Origin of the sequence: Umezawaea sp. NPDC059074 (assembly GCF_042738955.1) — a bacterium.
Classification (GTDB): Bacteria; Actinomycetota; Actinomycetes; order Mycobacteriales; family Pseudonocardiaceae; genus Umezawaea.
The window spans coordinates 45766-54789 of record NZ_JBHYHC010000057.1 but is presented as its reverse complement, the minus strand read 5'-3'; the positions used below and the strand labels follow the sequence as shown (position 1 = coordinate 54789).

At 72.4% G+C, this 9024-nt stretch carries 4 protein-coding genes; 1 reads left to right on the top strand and 3 read right to left on the bottom strand.

Features of this window, described 5'->3' with window-relative positions; all coding sequences use genetic code 11:
- Positions 1 to 34: 34 nt before the first annotated feature.
- From ACFWW9_RS25035 to ACFWW9_RS25025, 3 genes are all read right to left on the bottom strand, one after another.
- Positions 35 to 379, bottom strand: a complete 345-nt coding sequence (locus ACFWW9_RS25035; protein WP_106194336.1) for an RNA polymerase-binding protein RbpA — start codon at positions 377 to 379, stop codon at positions 35 to 37.
- Positions 380 to 618: 239 nt separating this feature from the next.
- A complete protein-coding gene (locus ACFWW9_RS25030) occupies positions 619 to 1371 on the bottom strand; it encodes a thymidine kinase (protein ID WP_390382535.1) in 753 nt (250 codons plus the stop codon).
- A 27-nt stretch (positions 1372 to 1398) separates the two neighbouring features.
- Positions 1399 to 2847: a serine/threonine-protein kinase gene (locus ACFWW9_RS25025; protein ID WP_390382532.1), complete on the bottom strand. Its 1449-nt coding sequence runs from the start codon at positions 2845 to 2847 to the stop codon at positions 1399 to 1401.
- A 439-nt stretch (positions 2848 to 3286) separates the two neighbouring features.
- On the opposite strand from ACFWW9_RS25025, the gene ACFWW9_RS25020 reads away from it, so the two are divergent.
- A complete protein-coding gene (locus ACFWW9_RS25020) occupies positions 3287 to 8974 on the top strand; it encodes a DUF3320 domain-containing protein (RefSeq protein WP_390382529.1) in 5688 nt (1895 codons plus the stop codon).
- Positions 8975 to 9024: the final 50 nt, after the last annotated feature.

Sequence of the window (9024 nt, the reverse complement as noted above, 5' to 3'; positions counted from 1 at the left end):
GTGGGCGGCCCCTTGTGGTCTCGGCACGCCGAGGCTAGGCGGTGCGGGTACGCCGTCCGCGCAGCTCCTCGAGGCGCTCGTCGAGCAGCTCCTCGAGCTCGGGGATGGTCCGACGCTCCAGGAGCATGTCCCAGTGCGTGCGCGGGGGCTTGATCTTCTTGGCTTCCGGCTCGACGCCGTCGATGATCTTCGACTCGGTGCCGTGGAGGCGGCATTCCCAGGTCGGAGGCAGTTCGGCGTCGTCGGAGAACGGAACCTCGAAGTCATGCCCCTTGGGGCAGGCGAACCGCGCGACACGGCGCGGGGCTAGGTCGTGGTTGCGGTCCGTCTCGTAGCTGACTGCTCCGAGCCGGCTGCCACGTAGAACGCGGTCGGCCATGGCGCTGTCCTTTCGCTCGGCTCAGGGCCGGGGCCCAGGCTTCTTGCTCACCGAGTGCAACGTACGGATTGGTCCGTTCGTTCCCCGGTATACGGTCATGGTCGCCCACAGTGACGTCTTTCACCCGTCAACGAAGGCTTCCTTCTAAGGGATGCAATCGCGCCAGGATCGTGACGCGTTATCAAGCTACCGTGCGAGTTCGTCACACGAATGGAGCAGTACCCCTCGTCAGCGTGCGCCTACGCCAGCCTAAGCTGACCACTTTGGGCTACGTCCGGCCCTAGGTCGCCTAGTCGGAAGTGACGTCGGCACAGCACCTGATAGCGGACAGTAGTTTCAGTGTGTTCCGGCACACTGCCACGCTCCGTGTCAGGTCGCATCTGCTCCGTGTCCGCCACCAGGACCGTGTCGCCCGCGCGAATCACTCGTCCGGCCCGCACCCGAGCGTTGAACCGGCCGGGCAACCCGCACCAGCACAGGACTTCCACCTGGATGGCGTGCAGGTCGTCCGCCAGTTCGAACAGCCGCCGCGAGCCGGGGAACATCTCGCCGCGGAAGTCCGTGGCGAGTCCGAAGCAGTACACGTCGACCTGGACGTCGTCGGCCAACTCCGCCAACTGTTCCACCTGAACGGGTGACAGGAACTGCGCCTCGTCCACGATGAGGTAATCCACCCTCTGCCCCAGCGCCCACTGCGCCCGCACCAGCAGCCTCAGGTCGTCGTCGGAGACCTCGACGGCCTCGTGGGCGATCCCGATGCGGCTGGAGATCTGCGGTTTGCCCGACCGGTCGTGCCGCACGAGCAGCAGCCCGCGGCGGCCCTGCCGGGAGTTGTTGTGGTCGATCTGCAGCGCCAGTGTCGACTTCCCGCAGTCCATCGGCCCGAAGTAGAACTTCAGGTGCCCGACCACGGGCGCGGACCGGCGTGAACCGGCTACCGGTACCGCGGACAGGGCATCGGTGGGGTCTTGGGATGACGGGGGCGCTTCCACGGCGGGTCACCCTAGTGGTTCGGGTCCTCATGCTCCGTTCGGCGGGGGAGTCGAAGCCTCGACCTGGGTGCTCTCCGCCGTGGTGGTGGGTACGTCCGTGGTGGTGGTAGGCGCCACCGTCGTGGTGGTCGGCTCGGGCGCCTCGGTGGTGGTCACCGGGGGCTCGCTCGGCGCTTCGGCGCTGGTCTGACCGCTGGGCTGGCCGCTGAAGGCCTCGGGTGCTCGTGCAGGTGCTTGTGCAGGTGCCTGTGCTCCCGGCGCGGCAGCGGGCTTCGCAGAGGGCTGCACGGCCACGGCTTCGGGGTTCGCCGCCGGTGCTTCGGACGACTCGGCCGCCGGGGTGGACGGCCGGGTCGGAGCGGGGGTGTGGCCGCCGAACCAGAACAGGCCCGCCGCGATGCCCGCCGTGAGGCCGAGCATGACCAGCGGGGTGCGGTGCAGCAGCGGAGGGCGGGGGAGCCGGATGGCCGTGGTGGCGTGGCGCTGCGCGGGGATGCGGACGGACGCGACCGGGTCGGGGAACTCGGTGCTCAGATCCCCTTTGGGTGGTTCGGGCCCGTCGTCGGCCGGGGGCGGGGTGAAGCCGGTGGCGGTGCCGACCGCTCGGTGCCGGGGCAGCGACAGTTCGGCACTCCGAAGCGGCGGAACGGGGGAGAGGTGCTTCGGGAGCGGCCGGGAGATCGTGATCGAGGCCGTGCCGTCGGCGACGCGGCGGAGCATCCGGTCCAGTTCGGCCACGTCGGGGCGGTCGGCGGGGTCGGGCGACAGGAGACCGTCGATCACCGGGCGGAGGCCCGCGGCGTGCGCCGGGGGTTCCGGGCGTTCGGTGACGATGGCGGTCACCGTGGCCAGCGGGTCGCCGCGGTCCAGCGGGGGATGGCCCTCGACGGCGGCGTAGAGCGTCGCGCCCAGGGACCAGAGGTCGCTCGCCGGGCCCATCGGGAGGCCGCGGGCGCGTTCCGGGGCGATGTAGGACGGGGCACCGAAGAGGGTGCCGACCATGCGGCTGCCGGTGTCGGCGGCGATACCGAAGTCGGTGAGGTGGGCGTCGTCGCGCTCGTCGAGGAGGACGTTGCCCGGTTTGACGTCGCAGTGGACGACACCCTGGGCGTGGACGGCCATCAAGCCTGCGAGAACCTGCCTGCCCATCGCCGCCGCCTGACTCGGCCGCAGCGGACCGTCGTCGGCCAGCACCGCGGCGAGGGAACGGGACGGCACCAGGCGCATGACCAGCCACGGCTTGCCGTCCTCGTAGACGAGGTCGTAGACGGTGACGACGTTCGGGTGGCTGACCTTCGCCCCGACCTGCGCCTCGTGCCGCATGCGGCCCTCGTGGTCGGGGTGCACCTCCTTGATGGCCACCTGTCTGCGGAGCAGGCAGTCGTCCGCCGACCACACGACACCCATGCCGCCCGACCCGATGCGGTCGAGGAGCTTGTACCTGCCTGCCAGCAGATCCGCCTGATCAAGGATCACCGGTCAGAAGTCCCCTGTGGGGGCGAATCGTAAACCTGTTGGGGTCTGTGGCTTCAGTGTTGGTTGAAGTGACGCCTCGTGGAATCAGTCGGGTGGGGAAGGGAGGACCACGCTTTGGAGAAGGGGGTGATGGCCTGTGACGTGGGCTGATCTTGGGCGTTCGCTCGGCCGTCGGTGCTCGCTCTCGGCGGATCGGCTCGGGGCGGGAAGTGGCTGGTTCGTCAAATCTATAGCTTCAGTGTTGACTAAAGCTAGCCTTCGAGCGTGAAGGAAGACGAAGACAGCCACGGGCGAACCGGGCGCGGTTCGGGCAGCGAATGTGGTGGGGGGTGGTTGTAACGCTGACGGTGTTCCGGTCGAATCCGAGTCGATCGAGTCTTTTCGCTGGTGGTCGCTGGTGTGCTGATCTTGCAGGGAGCCGCGCGTGCAGTCGATGTCCGTGAGTGTCGAAGCGGCGTCGGTCGTCAGCTACGCGATGGCGCACAACGGGGTCTCGGTGATCGGTCGGGTGACCGTGTCCGGGGTCGCGCGGGATGTCGTGGGGGCTGTCGTCCGGTTCGGTGTGTGGGACGCGCACGGGGCGTTGTCGGAGACGCACAGCCGGACCGTCGACCTCGTGGGTGGGCGGGACACGGTGCTGACCGATCTTCGGTTGGTGTTGGAGCCCGCGGCGATGGTGCTGGTGGAGGAGCAGCGGCCTGGGGTCGTGCGGGTGTGGGTCGAGGCAGGCGGGGTTCGGCTGGCCGAGGACTCCGTGCGGGTTAGGGTGCTGGCGGCCCAGCAGTGGGTGGCCCGGCCGTTGGCCCTGGGGCTGGAGATGGTGGCGGCGTACGTGATGCCGAACCACCCCGCCGTCGTCGACCTGATGGGGCACGTCGCCGACCGGTTGCTGGCGAGCACCGGCAGTCCGTCGTTGCAGGGCTACCAGGGCGGGGCCGAGCGGGTCGACGAGATCGTCGGCGCCGTCTACGACGTGTTCCGCGCTCGGGGGATCCGGTACAGCGAGCCGCCCGCGAGTTGGGCCGACGACGGGCAGAAGGTGCGGACGCCCGCCGAGGTGCTGCTGGACCGGGTCGCCACCTGCCTCGACCTGGTGGTGGTCATGGCCGCGGTGCTGGAGCAGGCGGGGGTCAACTCGCTGCTGTGGCTGGTCGAGGGGCACGCGTTCCTGGGGTACTGGCGGGAAGAGGCGTCGTTGGACGGGGCCGCGCAGACCGATGTCGTCGAGGTGGTGAACCAGGTCGACCTGGGGCGGATCCGGTTGGTCGAGACGACGTCGGTGGTGGCCGGGCGGCCGTTCTCGGAGAGCCACCGGGCCGCGTACGACGCCCATCTCGCTGGTGGGCTGGAGCGGGTGCTCGGGGTGGTGGACGTCCGGCAGGCGCGGCGGGACCGGATCGTGCCGTTGCCCGCGCGGACCCGTGACATCGGCGGGAACGTCGTGGTGAGCCTGTACACGCCCACGGTGCGGTTCTGGCCGGAGGTGGCGGTCGTCGCGCGGCCCGAGGTCGGTCCGCGGCACGCGGTGGCGGTGCCCGCGCGGGTGACGCGGTGGAAGAACTCGCTGCTGGACCTGAGCCTGCGCAACCGGCTGGTGAACTTCCCGGCGCGGTCGGGGTTGTCGTTGGCGGTGCCGGGGGACCGGCTCGGGGTGTTGGAGGACGTGCTGCACCGGGGTGGTGTGGTGGCGTTGCGGGCGTCGGACGAGCTGGCGGCGGTCGAGCGGGAACGCGGTGTGCGTTCGGGGCGGGACCTGCCGTCGTCGCAGCTGGAAGAGCTGCTGGTCACGCGGCGGACGGTGTTCGCGGACGTGACGGAGGCGGCGTACACGACGCGGTTGCGCGGGTTGGCGCACAAGGCGCGGACGATCCAGGAGGAGACGGGCGCGAACAACCTGTACCTGGCGCTGGGGTCGCTGGTGTGGGAGTTGGACGGGCGGCCGCTGCGGTCGCCGCTGGTGCTGGTGCCGGTGGTAGTGAAGCCGTCCGGGCGAGGGGGGCGGTACCGGCTGTCGCTGGACGACGCGGGGTCGTCCACGCCGAACTACTGCCTGGTGGAGAAGCTGCGGCAGGTGCACGGGCTGAACGTCCCCGGCCTGGCCGAGCCGGTGGAGGACGGCGCGGGGATCGACTTGGACGCGGCGTTCGAGGCGACGCGGGCGGCCATCGCGGAGCGGGGACTGCCGTACCGGGTGGAGCCGACGGCGGACCTGGCGGTGCTCCAGTTCGCGAAGTTCCGGCTGTGGAAGGACCTGGACGAGAACTGGGCGACGTTCGCGGAGAACCCGCTGGTGGCGCACCTGGTGCACCGGCCCGCCGAGGCGTTCGTCGACCCGGTGGCCACGACCGCCGTGCACGACCTGGAGGAGCTGGCCGAGCGGTGTCCGGTGCCCGCGGACGCCTCGCAGCTCAAGGCGGTCGCGGAGGCGGTGGCGGGGCGGACGTTCGTGCTGGAGGGGCCACCGGGCACGGGCAAGTCGCAGACGATCACGAACCTGCTGGTCCGGGCGGTGGCCGAGGGGAAGCGGGTGCTGTTCGTCGCGGAGAAGCGGGCGGCGCTGGACGTCGTGCGGCGGCGGCTCGACGAGGTCGGCATGGGGCCGTTGACGCTGGACCTGCACGACAAGGGCAGCGGTCCGGTGGCCGTGCGGGCGCAGATCAAGCGGGCGCTGGAGCACGAGGTGGCGACCGACGCGCAGGGGTTGGCGGCGCGGCTGGACGAGCTGCGGTCGGCGCGGCGGGTGCTGACCCGGTACGCCTACCAGCTGCACGACCGCAACCCGGTGGGGCTGTCGCTCTACTCGGCGCGGGACGCGGCGCTGGCGATCGGTGACGGCGTGGTGGCGATGCCGGTGTCGGCGGCGTTCCTCGGCACGGCCTCGGCGGACACGGCGACCCGGTTGCGGAAGCTGTTCGGGGAGCTGCCGGACGTGGCCTACCCGGCGCGGCCCCGGCCGGGGCACGCGTGGGCGTTCGTCGACGACCGGGCGGTGTCCGTGCCGGAGGTGCTGCACGCGGCGCGGCGGTTGGACGTGGCGCTGCGGGCGTTGCCGAGGCACGAGGTGCTGGCGGCGGTGCGGCTGCCGGAGGACCTGCGGGTGGTGGCGGCGCTGCTCGCGGAGCGCACGCCGTTGAGCGTGCTGGACGAGACGCGGACCGAGCGGTGGGCGTTGGCGGTGGACGGGGTGCGGCGGCAGGTCGCGGAGTTCGCGGTGCTGGACCACCCCGGTCTGGACCTGGTGACGCCCGCCGCGCTGGACCTGCCGCTCGCGGACCTGCACGCGGCGGCTCGGACGGCCGCGGAGTCCGGGTTCTGGGGGCGGCGGGGGCGGTTGACGGCCGTGCGGGACCGGCTGGCGGGGGTGCTGCGGCCGGGGGCGCGGGTCAAGCCGAAGCAGGTGGTCGAGCTGACCGGTGAGCTGGTGGCGCTGCGCGAGGAGGTCGGCAGGCTGGCGTCGGTCGTGCGGCAGGTGCCGGGGCTGGTGCTGCCGTCGGGGTGGAGCCCGTTCGCGCCGGAGGGGCGCGAGTTCCTGGTGCGGCGGGTGGAGTGGCTGCGCTGGGCCGGGTCCGTCGTCGATCCGGCCGAACCCGCGCGAGCCCGGTTCGCGGGACCGCTGCGGGCGTTCCTGGCGGCGCCGGTGCCGTTGGACGGGGTGCCGGTGGGGGTCGCGGCCACGGTGCTGGAGGACTTCGCGAAGGCGTGCCGCACGGGGGTCGCGGCGGTGTCGGAGTGGGCGGGGGAGCAGGGGTTGATGGCCGCCTGGGCGGCGAGCGCGGGGGAGCGGCAGCTCGGGGACGACCAGTTGGGGTCGTTGCGGCGGTGGGTGGCGCTGGTGGCGCACGTGGAGCTGCTGCGCGACGAGCACCTGGACGACGCGCGGGCGTTGTTGCTGCGCGGGGAGTTGGACCCGGACGACGCGCTGCGGGCGTTCGAGCTGGGGCTGGCGGAGGCGTCGGTGGGGGAGCGCGGGCGGGCGACGGGGCTGTCGTCGTTCGACGCGGCGGCGCAGGACCGGGCGATCGGCCGGTTCGTGTCGGTGTCGGGGATGGTGCGGGAGCACCTGCGCACGGCGGTGCCGTCGCAGGTGGTGCGGGCGCGGTCGTTCGACCCGGCGGCGACCGGCGGCCAGGTGGGGCTGCTGCAACGGCAGGTGGGCAGGCAGCGCGGCGGGCTCGCCGTGCGGGAGCTGATGACCCAGTTCGGCGACCTGGTCACGGCGGCGCTGCCGTGCGTGCTGGTCAGCCCGGACTCGGTGGCGCGGTTCTTCCCGCCCACGGCCGGGCTGTTCGACGTCGTGGTGTTCGACGAGGCCTCGCAGGTGCGGGTCGCCGACGCCGTCGGCGCGATGGGGCGTGCCCGGTCGGTGGTCGTGGTGGGGGACAGCAAGCAGATGCCGCCGACGTCGTTCGCCGAGAGCGCGTTCGACCCGGACGAACTCGGCGACGCCGTGGAGGACGAGGAGTCCATCCTCGGCGAGTGCGTGCAGGCCCGCGTGGAGCGGCAACGGCTGACGTGGCACTACCGCAGCCAGGACGAGTCGCTGATCGCGTTCAGCAACCACCACTACTACGACGGCACGCTGTCCTCGTTCCCGGCGCCCGCCCGCTCGGGGCCGGACCGAGGGGTGTCGCTCGTGCGGGTGGACGGCACGTTCCACCGCTCCGGCGACGCCGGTGTGCTGCGCACCAACCCGATCGAGGCACAGGCGGTGGTCGACGAGATCCGGCGCAGGTTCGACGCCTCCCCCGACGTGCTGCCGTCGATCGGCGTGGTGACGTTCAACCAGCAGCAACGGGCGTGCGTGGAAGGGCTGCTGCGGGACTCCGGCGACCCGCGGATCGTGGAGGCGCTCGACGACGCGGCCGAGGGGCTGTTCGTGAAGAACCTGGAGAACGTCCAGGGCGACGAACGCGACGTGATCCTGTTCTCCACGGCGTTCAGCGTGACCAAGCGCGGCGTGCTCCCGCTGAACTTCGGGCCGCTCAACCGCACCGGCGGCGAGCGACGGCTCAACGTGGCGGTGACCCGCGCACGGCGTCAGGTGGTGGTGTTCTCCAGCTTCGACCCGGCCCAGCTGCGCGCGGAGGAGACGTCGTCGGTCGGTGTGCGGCACCTGCGGACCTACCTGGACATGGCCGCGGGCGGCGCGCTGCCCGCGGGGTCGCGGTGGCGTGCGGTGGTCGACCGGCACCGCGACGAGGTCGCCACCGCCCTGCGCGCGGCCGGGGTGGCCGTGGCGACGGACGTCGGGATGTCGGAGTTCAAGGTCGACCTCGTGCTCGCGGACCCGGCGGCTCCGGACGTGCCGGTCGTCGCGGTGCTGCTGGACGGGCCGGGGTGGGCGTCGCGGCTGACCGTGCGCGACCGCGACGGCCTGCCGGTGGAGGTCCTGGAGGGCTTGCTGGGGTGGCCCGCCGTGCGCCGGGTGTGGCTGCCGGACTGGTTGGCCGACCCGGAGGGCGTGGTGGAGCGGTTGGCGGCCGTCGTGCGGGCGGGCGGCAACGTGCCCGCGCCACGGCCGGTGGAGCCGCCGGTCCCGGCGACTGTGCCGGTGTCCGTGGGGGTCGCGGTGCCCCTGCTCGCCGACGTGGCGGCGTTCGTGCCGTGGACACCGCGCACCGCGGGGACGGTCGAGGTCCTGACCGGCCTGCCCCGCACGGGTGGCCAGGTCGCCGCGGTGGTGGCGGAGGTGGTCGCCGCGGAGGGACCGGTGCACGTGGACCGGCTGGTCAGGCTGGTGGCGGGCGCATTCGGGCTGACCAGGGTGGTGGAGGCCCGGCGGGCGTCGATCCTGGCGCAGGTGGGCGGCCCGATGGTGGTGGAGGACGACGTCGTGTGGCCGGTGGGGATGCGGCCGGGGGAGTGGAGCGGCTACCGGCGGACGCCGGAGGGCGTGGAACGGCCGTTCGAGCACGTGCCGCTGCGGGAGGTCGCGAACGCGATGGTGTCGGTGGCCAGGGGAGCGGCGGGCATGGACGTGAGCGAGTTGCGGCGCGAGGTGCTGGGGGTGTTCGGCGGGCGTCGGGTCACGGCGAGCGCGGCGGAGCGGTTGGCGGCGGCGTTGGAGCTGGGCGTGCGCGCGGGTCGGTTGCGGGTGGACGCCCAGGGCGGCGTGACGGCTGCATAGTTGTCTCTATTGCTTCAGTGTTGACCGAAACCAGTGATTCGGCACTGGTT